The following is a 15,142-nucleotide window of genomic DNA, read 5'->3' on the forward strand; positions in this document are numbered from 1 at the left end:
CCGGTCGAGAGAAAGAGCTTGTGGCCACCGACGCTGACTTTCTGCGTGTAGCCGCTGCGGCGGGCGGGCAGCGCTTCGCGCCGGCTGGCGCGAAGCGGCGGCATGGGGGCGGCGGGGCGGTCGGGCATCGCCGCCACCAGCGGCGCCAGCGCGTCATGCATCGCCAAATGCGCGGCCGGGCGCGGTGCCGCGAACAGCGTTTCGCCGCTGAGCATCCGGGTCAGCGCCGCCTCGGCGGAGAGGCCCTGGGCCGCGAGTTTCTGTGTCGCCCACTGGGCCATCCGCCCGTCGGCGTCCAGCGGCGAAAGGGCAGGCGCGAAATTGCGGATTTCCGCGCCGAGCAGGGCTTCGACGGCGGGATCCTCGGAGAAGCCGAGCAGGCTCTCGTGCCGGCGCGTGCCGCAGGTGGCGGCGGCCTCTTGCGCCGCCAGGGCCGCGGCGCGCAGGCCGGGCGCCGCGCAGCGGGCGGGCAGAGGCGGGAGCGAAATCGCGTGGCCCGAGGGGGTGCTACGCGCCAGCAAAGCGGCGGAGGCGCAATCGGCGGCGGCGCTCAGCAGCGCGGTCAGCGTCACCGCCGTGTCGCGGGCTTCGGCGGAATCATAATCGAGGCCGAGGCGGGCCAGGAACAGATTAAGATCCGTGAAACCGAGCGCCAGGCGCTGCGCCGCCGGGGCGGCGAGGGTCAGCGCGGTGACCGCGAGCTGCGCTGCGGCGGCGAAGGCAGCGGCGTCGAAACCGCCGGTTTCGTCCAGGAATGCGTTCGGGTTGAGGGTGAAGCCGGGCACGGCGGTCGCCTTGTTTGCCCAGGCATTCGCCCAGACAGAAGCATCCGGCGCGCCGCGGCGGGCGGCCAGCAGCGCGTGCAGTTCATCGCCAAGCGGCGCGGCAATTTTCGCGGTGGCGGCGCGGGCGGTGATCGGCGCGATCCAGCTTTCCGCGGCGAGGGCGAGGTCGATGCGTTTTGCGGTGGGCAGCATGGCGGCCAGCGCATCGGCGGCTCCTTGGCCCCAACTGGCGGGAATTTTGACGGTGACCGGCGGCGCGTCTGGGTCGGCCTGCGCGGTGAACACCGCCTGCCGGATGCCGTGCCAGGATTTGTGCGTCTTGTAAGTTCCCATGGCCAGGAACTTAAGCGGAACTGGTCCGTAGGGAAAGTGGATGTTGTGGTGAAACGGCCGGTTGACCACAAAATCCTGTGGATAGTCTGGAAAAATTCCAGCGATGGACCAGAGCGCCGCCATCTCCTATATCCGTCCCCATGAGCACATCAAAAACCGATGCTAAAGTCTCGATCAGCCAGCTCGGCGGGATTAGCGGTTTCATGCGCAATCCCGGCCTGTTCCTCTTCACGCTGCGCCGCGGCGGGTATGTCGGGCAGGACGCGCTGGGCAACAAATATTTTGAACGGCCCGGCCGCCAGAAGGGCGGGCGCACGATGCGGTGGGTGGTCTATGCCGGCGCGCCGGAGGCCTCCACGGTGGGGCCGGAGTGGCATGCCTGGCTGCACCATCTCACCGATGAGCCGCTGCCCAGCACGGGCCGGCAACCCTGGCAGAAACCACACCAGCCGAACCTGACCGGCACGCCCGCCGGCCATCGCCCGGCGGGACATGATTATGCCGGTGGCAAGCGTGCCCGTGCCGCGGCGGATTATGAGGCCTGGACGCCGGACCTGGGCTGATGGCGCGGAGGCTTCCGGAAACCCTCACTGGTTTCGCCGTCATCATCGTCGCCGTGGTGTTTCTGGGCTATGCGCTCAATCGCACCGGTGCGGTGACCACCGGCGGCTATACGCTGCGGGCGCAGTTTTCCAGCATCGGCGCGCTCACCGTCGGTGCGGATGTGAAGATCGGCGGCGTTATCGTCGGCCATGTCGCCGATGAGCGCCTCGACCCCACCACCTATGCCGCGCTCGTGCGGTTGGCGCTGAACGACGACATCAAGATCCCTGCGGACAGCAGCGCCTCGATCGCCTCGGACGGGCTGCTCGGCGGCGCTTACGTGGCGATCTCGCCGGGCGGGTCGAACACCATGCTGGCGCCGGGACAATCCTTCGCGGTGACTCAGTCGGCGATCAATATCGAGGATCTGCTCGGAAAATTCATTTTCTCCATGGGCGGCAGTTCCAGCGGCGGCAAGTCCGGCGCGGCGACAGCTGCGCCCGCGCCGTCCGGGGGTAAATAAGCTATGCGCCTTTCTCTTGCGGTTGCGGTGGCCTTGCTGCTGCCCCTGAGCGCCCCGGCCTGGGCGCAGACCCAAGGCAATGGGAATTCCGTGATTGCCGTGCCGCTGGCGCCACCCATCGTCGCGGCGCCGTCCACGCCGGTGGCGCCCATGGCGCCGCTTGCGCCGCCGCCGCCAGGGCTGGTGCAGACGCCGGTGCCGCCCGCCAATGAGGACGTGCCCGCGCCGGAAGCGCCGAGTGCGCCAGCCGGTGCCGCGCCGGCCACTGCCGCACCCGCCGCCCCGCCCGATACCGCGCCGGTCATCCCGAACACTTGGGTGCCGGGCACGACGGCGACACTCGGCGTGCTCAGCGAGGTCGATGGCGGCACCTCGAAGGTGAGCGTTCCCGTCGGTGGGCAAAGCGTGATCGGCGATCTGCAGGTCAGCGTGCAGGCCTGCGACACGCGGCCGCCCAACGAGTTGCCGGATGCGGCCATTTTCATGACAGTGACCCCGGCGGGCGGTGATGCTTCCAGCACCACGCTCTACCGTGGCTGGATGGTGCGTTCGACGCCAGGCGCCACCGTGGTGGGGGATGGCAGCGAAACATTCAGGGTCATCGGCTGCTCCTAGAACGAGATGGCTTGAAACCGTTCTGAGGGAGGAACGGTAAGGAAGGCTACTTTTTGTGAACAAAAAGTAGCAAAAAAACTTTATTAGTTTGGGCCGTGGGCGTTTTCGGCGACACAGCCCATGGCCCAGCGGAGTAAAAATTTTTGCGCCGCTTTTTTTAAAAAGCGGCCACTTCCTTTTTGCGGCGCTGATCCAGTTCTACCTCATTGTGAAAACGCAATAGTCTTTCTGCAGGAAAATGGCAGAAGATTCATTCGTTATGATTTCGCGATGATATGTGACATATTTGCTACAGCTGGCTCGAAAGGCGGAATCTGCTCTTTCATCGGCGGCCTCATGTTGCCAGATACTCGCCCGGGTCCACTGCGAACCTGATTGCCTGTCTACTGAGGAGTCACACGAATGAAGTTTCGTTATGCCTTGCTTGCCGCGACTGTGCTGGCCGCACCTGTTGCGATTTCCCACGCTGCCAACGCGCAGCCCGTCACCGGCCCGTATGTGAGCCTTGGTGCTGGCTACAACATGGAAAGCAGCCAGAAGGCGAAGAATATCGTCCACGGCAACACCGTGACCTCGGATACCGCGCGGATCTTCACGAATAACGGCTATGACATCAACGGCGCCGTCGGGTACGGGTTCGGCAATGGCTGGCGCGCTGAACTCGAGGGCGACTACATCAGCAACGGCTTTAACAAGTTGCGGGTCAACGGTGCCGGCGACGCCAGCCGCGGCTATGAGGGGCGTTACGGCGTTTTCGCGAACGCCTATTATGATTTCGACATCGGCCTGCCCTACTTGTTCCCGTATGTGGGCGCCGGCATCGGCTGGCAGGAAGACGCCTTCAACGGCCTCAACGCGGGCGACTACAGCTTCGACAAGACCCGTGGCTCGCTGGCCTATCAGGGCATCGTCGGTGTCTCCTACCCGATCTCCTTCGTGCCGGGCCTGTCCGCGACGCTGGAATACCGCTTCGTCGCACTGGCCGATTCCCGCAAGTTCGATGGCTCCTTTGACGGCGAGCCGGCGAGCATGAAGGTCGGCTCCGAGTACAACAACCAGATCAATGTCGGCCTGCGCTACCAGCTGTTCACGCCGCGGCCCGTGCCGCCGGCCCCGGCCCCGGTGGCTGCACCGGTTGCCGCCCCGGCTCCGGCTCCGGCCAAGACCTATCTGGTGTTCTTTGACTGGAACCAGGCCAGCCTGACGCCGCGCGCCACGCAGATCATCTCCCAGGCCGCTACGGACAGCCACACCCAGAACGTCACCACGCTCGACGTCTCCGGCTACACCGACACCTCCGGTACGCCGACCTACAACCAGGGCCTGTCGATGCGCCGCGCTCAGGCGGTTGCCGCACAGCTGGTCACCGATGGCGTGTCGCAGTCGGAAATCGAGATCCACGCTTACGGCGAGACGCACCTGCTGGTGCCGACCGGCCCGGGCGTGCGCGAGCCGCAGAACCGCCGCGTCGAGATCGTTCTCAACTAAGCGTCTCTACGTACAGAAAAGCCCCGGCGGGAAACCGCCGGGGCTTTTTTTTGAGCGAAGGAAGAAAGCACTACTTTTTGTGAACAAAAAGTAGCAAAAAAACTTTGCTATGCTGGGCCGTGGGCGTTGTCGGGGACGCCGCCCATGCCCCAGCATAGTAAAAATTTTTGCGCCGCTTTTTTTAAAAAGCGGCTACTTTCTTACTCCAAAACAAGGTCGCGAAACGCGCGCAGCGCCGGCGCCGACAGCCCGACCGCCTCGGTCAGATAGCTCGTCATCCCGCCAAACTCATCGTCGATCGCGGCGAAGGCGGCTTGCAGATATTCCGGCCGGGCCTCGGCCAGCGGCAAGGCGGTGGGGATGTCTAACGCCTGGCCAAAGGCACGTTCCGCCCAGGCCGCCATCTGCGGCGCCTCGGTTTCGGCGGCGAAGAAGTGTCCGGTCGCGACATAGTCGGCCAGAATATTTTCCCGCGAAATGCCGGCGGCGGCGAGCAGCATGGCGGTGAAGAAGCCGGTGCGGTCCTTGCCGGCGTGGCAATGGATCAGCAGCGGCAGGGAACTTTCCTGTAAAATACTGGAAAACAGCCGGCCAAGCTGCGGCGCATAGGCGCGCGGCTTGCGGCGATACAGAGTGTCCATGGCGAGGCGCGCGCCGCGCGGGGTGGGGTCGCGCAGGATCAGCGCAAAGATTTTCGCGGGGCTGGCATCGGTGCCATCGAGCCCGGGCAGGTCCAGACGGCGGTGCCGGCTATCCTCCGGCCAGCGGGACAGGTAGCGCGTCTGCTCGGCCTGGCTGCGCAGGTCGCAGACCAGGCGGATGCCAAGCTGGGCGAGACAGCCAAGATCCGTCGCATTGAGGCGGGATAATTCCCCGGACCGATACAGCGTGTTCGGCTTCAGCCGCCGCCCATCGGCGGCGGGGAAGGGGGCGATGGCGCGGAAATTCGGGGCGCCGCCGAGCAAGGGCGGCGGCGCTTGCTCCCTCATGGCTGGCTGGCCACGACTTTCTTGCTCGCGGTCTGGGCGGTGGCTTCGACCTTGCTGCTGCCCTTGGTCGCGGCCTTCGTCGTGACCTTGGCCTTGGTGACGGTGTGCTTCACCACGACATGCACTTCATGATGCACTTCATGCACGTCACGTTCATGACGCGTGTCGACGTGCCTCGTCTCATACACATGATGGGCCGACGCGGCGCTGGCGACCTCGACCATCGGCGCCGCGCTGGGCAGCGCGCCCGGTGCACGGTCGGTGACGAAGGTGTTCAGCTGCACCTCAGTTCTCAGCGCCGCCACTGCGGTGAACTCGGCCTGGTTGTTGAGACAGAAGGGGCGGCCCTGCCCGATGCCGCTGACCGACTGGTTGTTGGCCAGCAGGGTGACGAAATTGTCTTCCATTTTCTGCCCGCTATAAGGGCCGCTGGCCTTGCGGAAATAGGCGTCCATGACGTGCTGGTCCGCCAGGATATCCGGCTGGAACGTGTGCATGAAGGCGTCGTATTGGGTTTGGTCGTCGCAGGAGAGAGCGGCCACCATCAGCGCGGATTTCAGGCCGATGACGTTGAACGCCTGCTGCGCCTGCTCTTCCTCGTCGGAAGTGAAGCGGATGCGCGGCGAGACCGGCGGCGGCAGCTCCACCTGCGTGGCATAGACATGGCCGACCGGCGGCGGCGGCGCTGCGGCCACTACCGGCGGATGTCGGTTGCAGCTGGTCAGAGCCAGCAAGGCGAGGCCCGTCGCCAGGCCCGCCACCGCCTTGTTCTTATCCGCCCTGGTAAAATCCACTGTATAATAATCCTTCCGAAATGATTCTGGCGCTCCGTCCCCTTCAATACAGGCAAAGCGGAGGGGGGCCAAGCTGGAAATGGCCGCAAGATTTCCTTGCAGCGCATTCAAATTAAACGATTTTTTTGGAATGCAGCAAAACGTGATCGGCGGGGGCTTGAAGGGAAGAAAGCGGCCGCTTTTAAAAAAGCGGCGCAAAATTTTTTTCTATGCTGGGCCATGGGCGTTGTCCCCGACAATGCCCAAGGCCCAGATTAATAAAGTTTTTTTGCTTCTTTTTGTTCACAAAAAGAAGTCTTTCTTTTCTCTTCCTAGAGCCGCACCACGCGCAGCGCGTTGGTGGTGCCGGGCTGGCCGAACGGCACGCCGGCGACCACCACGATTTCGTCGCCCTTGCTGGCGAAGCCTTCGAGCCGGGCGATTTTTGTCGCGTTCGCCACGGCCTCGGTCATGGAATGCACCTCGCGGGTGACCGCCGCGTGCACGCCCCAGACGGCGGCCAGGCGGCGCGCCACGGTTTCGCTGATGGTCAGGCCCAGCACCGGGCAATCCGGCCGCTCGCGCGCCACGCGCAGCGCCGTGGAGCCGGATTCGGTGAGCGCCACGATGGCCTGCGCGCCGATCGTGCGCGCCACCTGCACGGCGGCGGCGGCGATCGCATCGGCGGAGGAATTTTCCGGCGCCGGGCGCTTGGCGTCGATGGCGCGGCGCCAATCCTCGTCGCGCTCCACCCGGGCGACGATGCGGTCCATCATGTTGACCGCCTCGCGCGGATACTGGCCGGCGGCGGATTCCGCCGAGAGCATCACGGCGTCAGCGCCGTCGAACACGGCGGTCGCTACATCGGAGGCCTCGGCGCGGGTCGGGGCGGGAGCGGAAATCATGCTCTCGAGCATTTGCGTCGCCACCACCACCGGCATGCCGCGCTGCTGGGCGGCGCGGATGATGCGTTTTTGCGCGATCGGCACGTCTTCCGGCGGGAGCTCCACGCCGAGATCGCCGCGCGCCACCATCACCGCGTCGGCGGCGTCGAGAATTCCATCGAGATTTTCCAGCGCCTGCGGTTTTTCCAGCTTGACCATCACCAAAGCACGGCCGGCGGCGATCTCCTTGGCCTGGACCACGTCTTCCGGGCGCTGCACGAAGGACAGGCCGATATAGTCGATGCCGAGCGGCAGCACGAAGTCGAGATCGGCGAGGTCTTTTTGCGTGAGCGCGGGGATTGGCAACACGACGTCAGGAATATTGACGCCCTTGCGGTCCGACAGCACGCCGCCGTTGAGGATTTCCGTGAGCAGATGGTCGTCGCGCTTGCGGACCACGCGCAGGCGCAATTTGCCGTCATCGAGCAACAGCGTCGCGCCGATCTCGGCGGCGGCGAGAATTTCCGGATGCGGCAGGCAGACGCGGCGGGTGTCCCCGGGGGCGGGGTTCATGTCGAGCACGAAGTTCTGGCCGGCCTGCAGTTGCACGCGGCCGGACTGGAACTGGCCGACCCGCAGCTTCGGCCCCTGCACGTCGGCAAGGATGCCGATCGGGCGGCCGAATTTTTTCTCCAACGCGCGGATCATCTCGATGCGCGCGGCATGGTCTTCGTGAGACCCGTGGGAGAAGTTGAGGCGGAACACATCCGCCCCGGCCTGGAACAGCTGACCGATCATTTCCGGCGTCGAGCTGGCGGGCCCCAGCGTGGCGATGATCTTCGTGCGGCGATGACGGCGGAAACGTTCGCTCATTTTCGTTATTGCTTCCCTAAGAGATCAGGATGGCGCGGATATCATTCACGTTTGTCATGGTAGGGCCGGTGATCACGAGATCGCCCAGCGCGCTGAAATAGCTGTAACTGTCATGAGAATTCAAAAATTGCGTGGCGTCCAGTCCCAGTGCCCGGCCGCGCGCAAGGGTGTCGGGCGTGATGATCGCGCCAGCCGCGTCCTCGGTGCCGTCGATGCCGTCGGAGTCGCCGGCGAGTGCGGAGATGTTTTTCGCGCCGTTCAGGGCGATGGCGAGGCTGAGCAGGAATTCGGTGTTGCGGCCGCCGCGGCCGGGCGTGCCGTTGTCGATGGTCACCGTGGTCTCGCCGCCCGAGAGCAGCAGCATCGGCCCGGTTTCGCGCAGGGCCTGCGCCGCCATCTCGCGGCCGAGGGCGGCGGCTTCGCCCTCCAGCGCATCGCCGAGAATTTTGTAGGGTATGTCAGCTGCCTTGGCGGCGGCTTGCAGCGCCATCATCGGCGTGGCGATCATGCGGTAGTCCGCGCCCTCGTACCAGGTCGGGCCGGAGCCGATGACCGCGGGGGAATCGCCCGGCACGTCGGAGATCGCCAGCGTCACCAGCTTTGCCGGCGCGCAGGCGGCGGCGAGCTTGCCGCCTTTGATCGCCGAGAGCTGCTTGCGGATGCGGTTCATCGTGCCGATCGGCGCCCCCGAGGCGAGCAGCGCCTTGTTGACGAGTTTTTTGTCGTCGAGCGTGAGGCCCGGCGCCGGCAAAGTGAGCAGCGCCGAGGCGCCGCCGGAGATCAGCGCGATCACCTGGTCTTCGGGCCGCAAGTTCTGCACGGCCGCCATGATTTTTCGCGCGGCGTCCTCGCTGGCGGCGTCGGGCACGGGGTGTGCGGCTTCGAGCACCGTGATCTTTTGCGTGGGTGTCTTGTGGCCGTAGCGGGTTACCACCACGCCCTCGAGGGCCACATCCGGCCAAGCGGCTTCCAAGGCCGCGGCCATCGAGGACGCGGCCTTGCCGGCGCCGATGACGATGTTGCGGCCTTTGCCGGGGGCGGGCAGATGCGGCTTCAGGGAGAGGGCAGGGTCGGCGGCAGCGATCGCCGCCTGGAATATCGCGCGAAGCATATTAGCGTTATGGTCCTCCACACTTCCTTTATGACAGGAGCCGGAAGCATGAGCAAACCCACCTTCGATCCCGCCACTACCGAAAGGCTGGAGGCGGCTGCGTTCCGGGCGCTGGTCAAGCATCTGCGTGAGCGGACCGACGTGCAAAATATCGAATTGATGAATCTCGCAGGATTTTGCCGGAATTGCCTGTCACGCTGGTATCGCGAGGCGGCGGAGGGCTTGGGGCTCACGCTCGCCGATGCCGATGCGCGCGAGATCGTCTACGGCATGCCCTACAAGGAGTGGCAGGCGAAATACCACAAGCCGGCCGCGGACGAGGCAGCGCAGAAATTCAAATCCACGGGGCATTGACGCTGGGGGCGGGGTCGCTCTATCCCCTCGGCTCTTCGAGCAAAGGAGAGCCCCATGGCGCTTGACGCGACCACCGATGACAAGCCGACGAAGGTCGCGGGCGAGTCCTTTTGCCCCCGTCAATTTGTAGTCTAAGTTTAGAGTCGACAGGCTGTCTGGGCTTGCCAGCCGCCTCAGTCGCCCCGACGTCCTAACTCACCAGAGGCCTAGAGGAAATTCATGTCTGAAGCACCATTTGACACCACGGACGACGCTGCCGCGAGCCGGGCCAGGCAGGCTGCCAATCCAGACCCTGCAGTCGGTGGTGTTGCCGTCGACCGTTTGCGCAGCATCATCGATCGCGTGGAACGCCTGGAAGAAGAGCGGAAGGCTCTTGCGAGCGATATCAAGGATATTTTCTCTGAAGCCAAATCTGCGGGATTTGACGTCGCCGTCCTGAAACAAATTCTCAGGCTGCGCAAGAAAGAGCCTGCGGAAATCGAGGAGCAGGAGACGCTGCTTGATATCTACAGGCGCGCCCTTGGCATGTGATTGCGCCATTGAGCGCGGTCTGGGGTAATGAAAGCTAAAAGCGGCCGCTTTTTAAAAAAAGCGGCGCAAAAATTTTTGCTATGCTGGGCCATGGGCATCGTCACCGACAATGCCCATGGCCCAAATTAATAAAGTTTTTTTGCTACTTTTTGTTCACAAAAAGTAGCCTTCCTTTCGTCGATCTCAGCACGACAGCTGCCGTTATTCCCCGAATATGCTCGGAGAATGACGGCAGCTATCGTTGGGCTTAGCGGGCCGGTATTTTAAAAGGCTCCGCAGGGGCGAGGCGTGATCAGCGGCCTGCCGAGGAGACGCTATAGTAAGGCGAGGGGCTATCGATCGTGGCGGAGCTCACCATCACCTTGTCGGTGTGAGAGTGCTGTTGCACGGTCTGATGAGGCAGCGGGGCCAGATAGTACTGGGCCGGGCCGGGCTGCGTATCACGCGCGTTAGCGGCCAACGGGGCCAGAGCGATGGCCAAAGCCATGGCCGGCAAAAGTTTTGAAGCGATAGACATTTTAGGAACCTTTCTGGATTTTGGCCCAGACGAGTCTTGGGTCATCAAGTAAGTGTAGTCAGAAACGCGGGGTTAACCGCCGAAGGAGTCGGGGAAGAGATTGTTGCTGTAGACGTGCGTCGGGTTGTCGATGGTCGCAGAGCTGACCATCACCGCGTCGACGTGATCGTGCGTTTGCGTGGCGGCCGGCTGGTGTGCGCTCTGCGCCTGTGCGGCGAAGGGTGACAGTGCGATCGCCAGAGCCATCGCGGGCAGGATTTTCATAGAGAAATTCATTGTAATCATCCGATTTTGATAGATCGACCAGATCGTCGATGGCCGCAATATGTACGTACACAGATTTTGCTGCAAGTGCGAAAAGGGTGGTTTTGCCCGCGAAAATCGACGGCCTCGTGGCAGGAAAGTGAATGCCTGAAAATTTCTAATGATTGATAGACGATTCAAGACATCTTGGTAAAATAAGCATCAAATGCAACTTTATGGGATTTTTGCGCGAGATCGATGCTGAAAACAAATAGTTTTATCGGCGGAGTGAATTAAAATCGGGATGCGATAATGACCTTTTTGTGACTCGATTGACAAATAAATATGGACGCCCGTATTTCGTCCGACATGACGAAGATCTCCAATCGTGAAAAAATCCTGCAGGCCGGCCTTCGCGTTGTGCACGAGCAAGGTTTTTCCGGCGCGAGTGTCCGTGACATCGTCACGGCGGCGGGCGTACCGCAGGGGTCGTTTACGAACAATTTCGTGTCGAAAGAGGCGTTCGGGCTGGAGATCCTCAATCTGTATTTCGCGGATGTCTGCGCCATCATCGCCCGGACATTGGCAAACGAAATGCTGTCGCCGCTGCAACGCTTGCGCGAATATGTCGAAGCCATCAGGCAGAGTGTGATTTCGGACGATCTGCGGAGCGGCTGTATGCTCGGAAATTTCAGCGCCGAGGCGACTGGCCAGAACGAGCCGATCCGCCGGCGCCTGGTGGAAGTCTTCGGCCAGTTGCAGGCCGCGCTGAGTGCCTGCCTGAACGCCGCCATAAAGGAAGGCGAACTGCCGCGCAGCGCGAAGCCGAAGGAACTGGCCGGATTTATTCTTTCCGCCCTGCAAGGGGCGATTCTATTGTCGAAGGCGACGCGCAGCATCGCACCCATGGAGCAGCTGGACACCGTCTTGTTTTCCAGGCTGCTGCAGAAACCCGAGCGCACCGGCGAGGTCGACCCGCACGATGGAGGCCTGCCGCTCGGGGATGTCACGCATGCTTTATAGGACCTGAGACGCGAAGCCTGGTAGAGTGTGCCCTGTGCCCTGTGCCCTGGGCGATGAGCTTGGCGAGCAATGCCGTGGTCCCACCATTGTAAATCCATCGCAGGCCAGGCGGTCCCGAAATCGGCCGCTCCAATATATAGCGATAACGGTCGGCCGCTTCATTCATGGCGGTTTCCCCATTGCGGGGATCGCCGTAGGGAAAGGACAGTTCGTCCCATTGCGTTCCCAGCGTCATGGTCAGCGCGTGCCTGATGGTCAGGATTTGGCGCTGCTCGGCATCAGGAAGGTCGCGATATTGCGGGAACTGGTCGAGCAGCTTGGCCTCAGGGCCCGGCACCAAGCCGGCCTGGAGGGCGATTCCGTAAAGCAGCCCGACGATGCTCTTCGTGATCGAGCGCATGTCGTGCAACGTCTCGGGCCCGAAGCGCACCACACCGCGCGGTCTTCCGCCGCCAAAATCAGGCCCGGCCAGATATCGTTCGAAAACGATTCTTCCGCCGCGTACCGCCACGACACCGTGGATGTTCGGCAGGGTCCCGGCCTGCCGCGCCATCTCGAAGTTTTCTTCAAGAGCGGCCGCAAAGCCAACGTCCGCCAGGGCTAACCTACCCCCTGAATTTTTCGGCTGATCAGGTCGTGCATCGCAACCACCGAACCTCCTGATTTCTTGTTGTTGTAGGATCTCATCGCGCGATCGATACGTGCATCTTAAGCAAGCGCCGCGCAACGCGTCGATTCGCGCAGCACCGGGCGGCGCCCGATCACAGCCCGACGGCCGGAATACGATCTAGCATTTGCAGCCCTATCCCGTCGTCGAGCTGTTCCGAACCCCGAATATCTTCTGACGGCTGTCTACGCTGACTCGGGTTCGGCTTCGTTGGTTGTGTCTTTGGGCATAATGGCCGGGATCGACAGCACGCTGATGATCTGCTTGTCGCGCATGAGCAGCCCTTCGACATAGTCGCGGGAGGCAGCACTGCCGGTCTCCGGCGCGACCTGGCGCATCTCCTCGGTTGCGGTGATGATGTCGGACACCGCATCGACCAACAGGCCGATCACGCGCGCCCCCTCTTCAATCACGACGACCACCGAGGTCGTGTTCGGCGGCACGCTCGGCAGGCCCAGACGTTCCGCCAGATCGATGATGGCCAGCACGCTGCCGCGCAGATTGATCATGCCCTTGATGTAGGACGGCGCGTGCGGGAGGGGGGTGGAAGAAATCCACCCCCTGATTTCCCGAATGGCGCGGATGTTCAGGGCAAATTCCTGATCACCCAGGCGCACGCACAGCAACTGATTGCTTTCGCCCATGGGACGAGACAGGTCATTGGCCATCATCAGAATTCGCTCCAGTCATCAGCCGCACCGGCTGGGGCTGGGTGCCGCGCCCTATCCTGGCTCGGCAGCATGACGACCTTGCGCGCGGACGTGGTCACGACGGTGCGCGGCTTTGGCAGCACCTTGGGCACAGCCCGCTTGAGCACCGGTGCCGCAACGCTCTCACCGATGTCGAACTGCCCGACGAGACGGGCGAGTTCCTGGGCTTCGCCCGAGAGGCCGTGGCTCGCCGCGGTCGCCTGCTCGACCATCGCCGCGTTCTGCTGCGTCACCTGATCCATCTGGTTGACCGCAGCGTTCACCTCGCCGAGCCCGGTTGCCTGCTCCTTGGCCGAGGCCGCCAGCTCCACAACCAGCCCGTTCAGCTGGTTCACCTGCGTGACGATACGGCCCAGCGCCTGGCCGGTCTCGCTCACCAGCCTCACGCCGACATCGACCTGTTGCGTCGAAGCCGAGATCAGCGTCTTGATCTCCTTCGCCGCATCAGCCGAACGCTGCGCCAGCGCCCGCACCTCGGTCGCCACCACCGCAAAGCCGCGGCCCGCATCGCCGGCGCGCGCCGCTTCCACGCCCGCATTGAGCGCCAGAAGATTGGTCTGGAAGGCGATCTCGTCGATCACGCCGATGATGTTAGCGATCTGCTTGGACGAGGATTCGATCCCGTCCATCGCTCCCACCGTCTGGCGCACCACGTCGCCGGAACGTTCCGCATCGGTCTTCGAGGTCGACACCAGATCCCGCGCCTCGTTCGCGACTTCCGCGGTGCGGCGCACCGTCGCGGTGATCTGATCCAACGCCGCCGCCGTTTCTTCCAGGTTCGCCGCCTGCTGCTCGGTGCGGCGCGACAGATCATCAGAAGCCTGGGTGATCTCCTTCGCCCCCGACCGCACGCCCTGGGTGTTGGCGGCGATCGCCTGCATCGTCTCCTGCAGTTTCTCCATTGTCGCGTTGAAATCGCCGCGCAGTTTTTCGTAGTCGCTCGAGAACGCCGCGGTCAGGCGGAACAGCAGATCGCCGCCGGAAAGTTTTTCGAGCCCCGTCGCTATGGACTCGACCACGAGGCGTTGCTGCGCCGCCGCCTCGGCCCGCTCGGCCTCGTTGAGCGCCCGCTCCGCCTCGACCTGCGCCGCCGTCGCTTTGGCTTTCTCTTCCAGCCGCAGCTTCTCCAGGCCGCCATCCTTGAACACCTGCACGGCCCGCGCCATGCCGCCGATTTCATCCTTGCGTTCGGCACCAAGCACCATCGCCTGCAACTGGCCACCGGCAAGCTTGCTCATCGTGCTTTCAAGGGCTTTGATCGGCGAAGAGACCCAAGCACGGACGGCAAAATACCCGCCCAGCAGAACCGCCATCAACCCCAGAATGGCCGCCATCAGGGCGACAAAAATCGTGTGATTCGCGGTCGCGGCGAGATGGGTTTGATCAGCCTGCGCCTGCGCATGTAGCGTATTCGCTTCGGTTCTCATGTCACCGATAAGCGGGGCAAAAACAGGTTGGCAGTTGGTAAGGTATTCAGTTTCTGAGGCCTGGATTTCGGGCAGGGTTGTCGCGGCCACTCCAAGCTTGATCGCCAGGGCGCAGGACGTATCGACGACGGCGTCGCCTTGGGTATGCAGGGATTCGAATTCAGACGCCTGAGCCGGCAAATCCAACCCGGCAGAGACCGTCGCGGTATCAAAGTTCTTGAGATTGAAACCAATCCTGGAGGCTGCGGCATGACGCTCTTCTGGGGAGCTCGAAACCAGCACCCATTCGATATTCGATTCCACCCCAGTTATAGCTTGGCCGGCCCGCGTCATATCGATCTCGGCGGAGATCGACGTCTTTGTATCCCGCTGATATCCGCTGTTGATACTCTGCATCTGCAGCGCGTTGTAGATGACGACGCTAATAACAAAGACGCCGAAGACGCCAAGGACCGCCAGGATTTTACTGGCAATGGGAAGATTTTTCACGCGCAACCCCCTGCTGATCAAAAGATGCTCTTGAGGCATCCGGGTGAAACCGACCGAGGCGTTATCTCTTGTGAAGATTACACCCAAAAATATGGAGGTCCTATAACCTTAGGTTTAAAAAACTACCACCGTAATCGCTTTAAGATATAATAATTGTGCTAAATGTAAATAATGCGACTCCCGAAACTTATGAGCGGACTTGCCCACCCGCCTTTTGATGTGTGCGGCCAGCTTAAGGCCGCCAGGTGCGGGAAGGTGTTCCGG

The 15,142-nt window shown here is 62.9% G+C and carries 18 protein-coding genes; 8 read left to right on the forward strand and 10 right to left on the reverse strand.

The annotated features are described in order from the left end of the window. The coding region (locus tag VGG47_RS05710) for a hypothetical protein (protein WP_331536329.1) at window positions 1-1,241 on the reverse strand (1,241 nt) is incomplete at its 3' end. 17 nt (window positions 1,242-1,258) lie between these two features. On the opposite strand from VGG47_RS05710, the gene VGG47_RS05715 reads away from it, so the two are divergent. The 4 genes from VGG47_RS05715 to VGG47_RS05730 all read left to right on the forward strand — a co-directional run bounded on the left by VGG47_RS05715 (window position 1,259) and on the right by VGG47_RS05730 (window position 4,287). Further along, entirely contained in the window at window positions 1,259-1,681 is a 423-nt protein-coding gene (locus tag VGG47_RS05715; RefSeq protein ID WP_408841577.1) for an NADH:ubiquinone oxidoreductase subunit NDUFA12, read from the forward strand. Continuing rightward, window positions 1,681-2,184 (forward strand): outer membrane lipid asymmetry maintenance protein MlaD, encoded by a 504-nt coding sequence (gene mlaD / locus VGG47_RS05720; RefSeq protein ID WP_331536331.1) that lies wholly within the window; start codon window positions 1,681-1,683, stop codon window positions 2,182-2,184. The genes VGG47_RS05715 and mlaD overlap by 1 nt, the downstream gene beginning before the upstream one ends. A 3-nt stretch (window positions 2,185-2,187) precedes the next feature. Next, complete coding sequence (locus tag VGG47_RS05725) at window positions 2,188-2,799, forward strand: DUF2155 domain-containing protein (protein WP_331536333.1); 612 nt, start codon at window positions 2,188-2,190, stop codon at window positions 2,797-2,799. Window positions 2,800-3,201: 402 nt separating this feature from the next. Continuing rightward, the gene (locus VGG47_RS05730) at window positions 3,202-4,287 is read left to right on the forward strand and encodes an OmpA family protein (protein WP_331536335.1); all 1,086 of its coding nucleotides are present in this window, start codon (window positions 3,202-3,204) and stop codon (window positions 4,285-4,287) included. Window positions 4,288-4,487: 200 nt separating this feature from the next. Here VGG47_RS05730 and VGG47_RS05735 read toward each other — a convergent pair whose 3' ends face one another. Beyond that, window positions 4,488-5,276 (reverse strand): tyrosine-protein phosphatase, encoded by a 789-nt coding sequence (locus VGG47_RS05735; RefSeq protein ID WP_331536337.1) that lies wholly within the window; start codon window positions 5,274-5,276, stop codon window positions 4,488-4,490. After that, window positions 5,273-6,070 carry a hypothetical protein gene (locus tag VGG47_RS05740; RefSeq protein WP_331536339.1) on the reverse strand — a complete coding sequence of 266 codons (798 nt, stop codon included), beginning with the start codon at window positions 6,068-6,070 and terminating at the stop codon, window positions 5,273-5,275. Before VGG47_RS05740 ends, VGG47_RS05735 begins: the two co-directional genes overlap by 4 nt. A gap of 96 nt (window positions 6,071-6,166) precedes the next feature. Here VGG47_RS05740 and VGG47_RS05745 point away from each other — a divergent pair, with 96 nt between their 5' ends. After that, window positions 6,167-6,328 carry a hypothetical protein gene (locus VGG47_RS05745; protein ID WP_331536341.1) on the forward strand — a complete coding sequence of 54 codons (162 nt, stop codon included), beginning with the start codon at window positions 6,167-6,169 and terminating at the stop codon, window positions 6,326-6,328. 53 nt (window positions 6,329-6,381) lie between these two features. Here the strand turns inward: VGG47_RS05745 and pyk are convergent, their stop codons facing one another. After that, window positions 6,382-7,806 (reverse strand): pyruvate kinase, encoded by a 1,425-nt coding sequence (gene pyk / locus VGG47_RS05750; protein ID WP_331536343.1) that lies wholly within the window; start codon window positions 7,804-7,806, stop codon window positions 6,382-6,384. A gap of 16 nt (window positions 7,807-7,822) precedes the next feature. Continuing rightward, window positions 7,823-8,917: a glycerate kinase type-2 family protein gene (locus VGG47_RS05755; RefSeq protein ID WP_331536345.1), complete on the reverse strand. Its 1,095-nt coding sequence runs from the start codon at window positions 8,915-8,917 to the stop codon at window positions 7,823-7,825. A gap of 48 nt (window positions 8,918-8,965) precedes the next feature. Between VGG47_RS05755 and VGG47_RS05760 the strand changes: the two genes are divergently transcribed. Both VGG47_RS05760 and VGG47_RS05765 read left to right on the forward strand, forming a co-directional pair. Further along, window positions 8,966-9,271, forward strand: a complete 306-nt coding sequence (locus VGG47_RS05760) for a DUF1244 domain-containing protein (RefSeq protein ID WP_331536347.1) — start codon at window positions 8,966-8,968, stop codon at window positions 9,269-9,271. A gap of 219 nt (window positions 9,272-9,490) precedes the next feature. Then, window positions 9,491-9,802, forward strand: a complete 312-nt coding sequence (locus VGG47_RS05765; protein ID WP_331536349.1) for a DUF2312 domain-containing protein — start codon at window positions 9,491-9,493, stop codon at window positions 9,800-9,802. Between the two features lie 292 nt (window positions 9,803-10,094). Here the strand turns inward: VGG47_RS05765 and VGG47_RS05770 are convergent, their stop codons facing one another. Together VGG47_RS05770 and VGG47_RS05775 are read right to left on the reverse strand one after the other, a co-directional pair. Continuing rightward, window positions 10,095-10,319, reverse strand: a complete 225-nt coding sequence (locus VGG47_RS05770; RefSeq protein WP_331536351.1) for a hypothetical protein — start codon at window positions 10,317-10,319, stop codon at window positions 10,095-10,097. A 72-nt stretch (window positions 10,320-10,391) separates the two neighbouring features. Next, entirely contained in the window at window positions 10,392-10,595 is a 204-nt protein-coding gene (locus VGG47_RS05775) for a hypothetical protein (protein WP_331536353.1), read from the reverse strand. Window positions 10,596-10,907: 312 nt separating this feature from the next. Here VGG47_RS05775 and VGG47_RS05780 point away from each other — a divergent pair, with 312 nt between their 5' ends. Beyond that, on the forward strand, window positions 10,908-11,585 hold the full coding sequence (locus VGG47_RS05780) for a TetR/AcrR family transcriptional regulator (protein WP_331536356.1): 678 nt from the start codon (window positions 10,908-10,910) through the stop codon (window positions 11,583-11,585). On the opposite strand, the gene VGG47_RS05785 is transcribed toward VGG47_RS05780, so the two are convergent. From VGG47_RS05785 to VGG47_RS05795, 3 genes are all read right to left on the reverse strand, one after another. After that, window positions 11,569-12,138 carry a serine hydrolase domain-containing protein gene (locus tag VGG47_RS05785; RefSeq protein WP_331536358.1) on the reverse strand — a complete coding sequence of 190 codons (570 nt, stop codon included), beginning with the start codon at window positions 12,136-12,138 and terminating at the stop codon, window positions 11,569-11,571. The genes VGG47_RS05780 and VGG47_RS05785 overlap by 17 nt on opposite strands. Before the next feature lie 299 nt (window positions 12,139-12,437). Further along, a complete protein-coding gene (locus VGG47_RS05790; RefSeq protein WP_331536360.1) occupies window positions 12,438-12,896 on the reverse strand; it encodes a chemotaxis protein CheW in 459 nt (152 codons plus the stop codon). 26 nt (window positions 12,897-12,922) lie between these two features. Beyond that, the gene (locus VGG47_RS05795) at window positions 12,923-14,878 is read right to left on the reverse strand and encodes a methyl-accepting chemotaxis protein (RefSeq protein ID WP_331536362.1); all 1,956 of its coding nucleotides are present in this window, start codon (window positions 14,876-14,878) and stop codon (window positions 12,923-12,925) included. Window positions 14,879-15,142 lie beyond the last annotated feature (264 nt).

The organism is Acidocella sp. (genome assembly GCF_036489515.1).
Taxonomy (GTDB): Bacteria; Pseudomonadota; Alphaproteobacteria; order Acetobacterales; family Acetobacteraceae; genus Acidocella.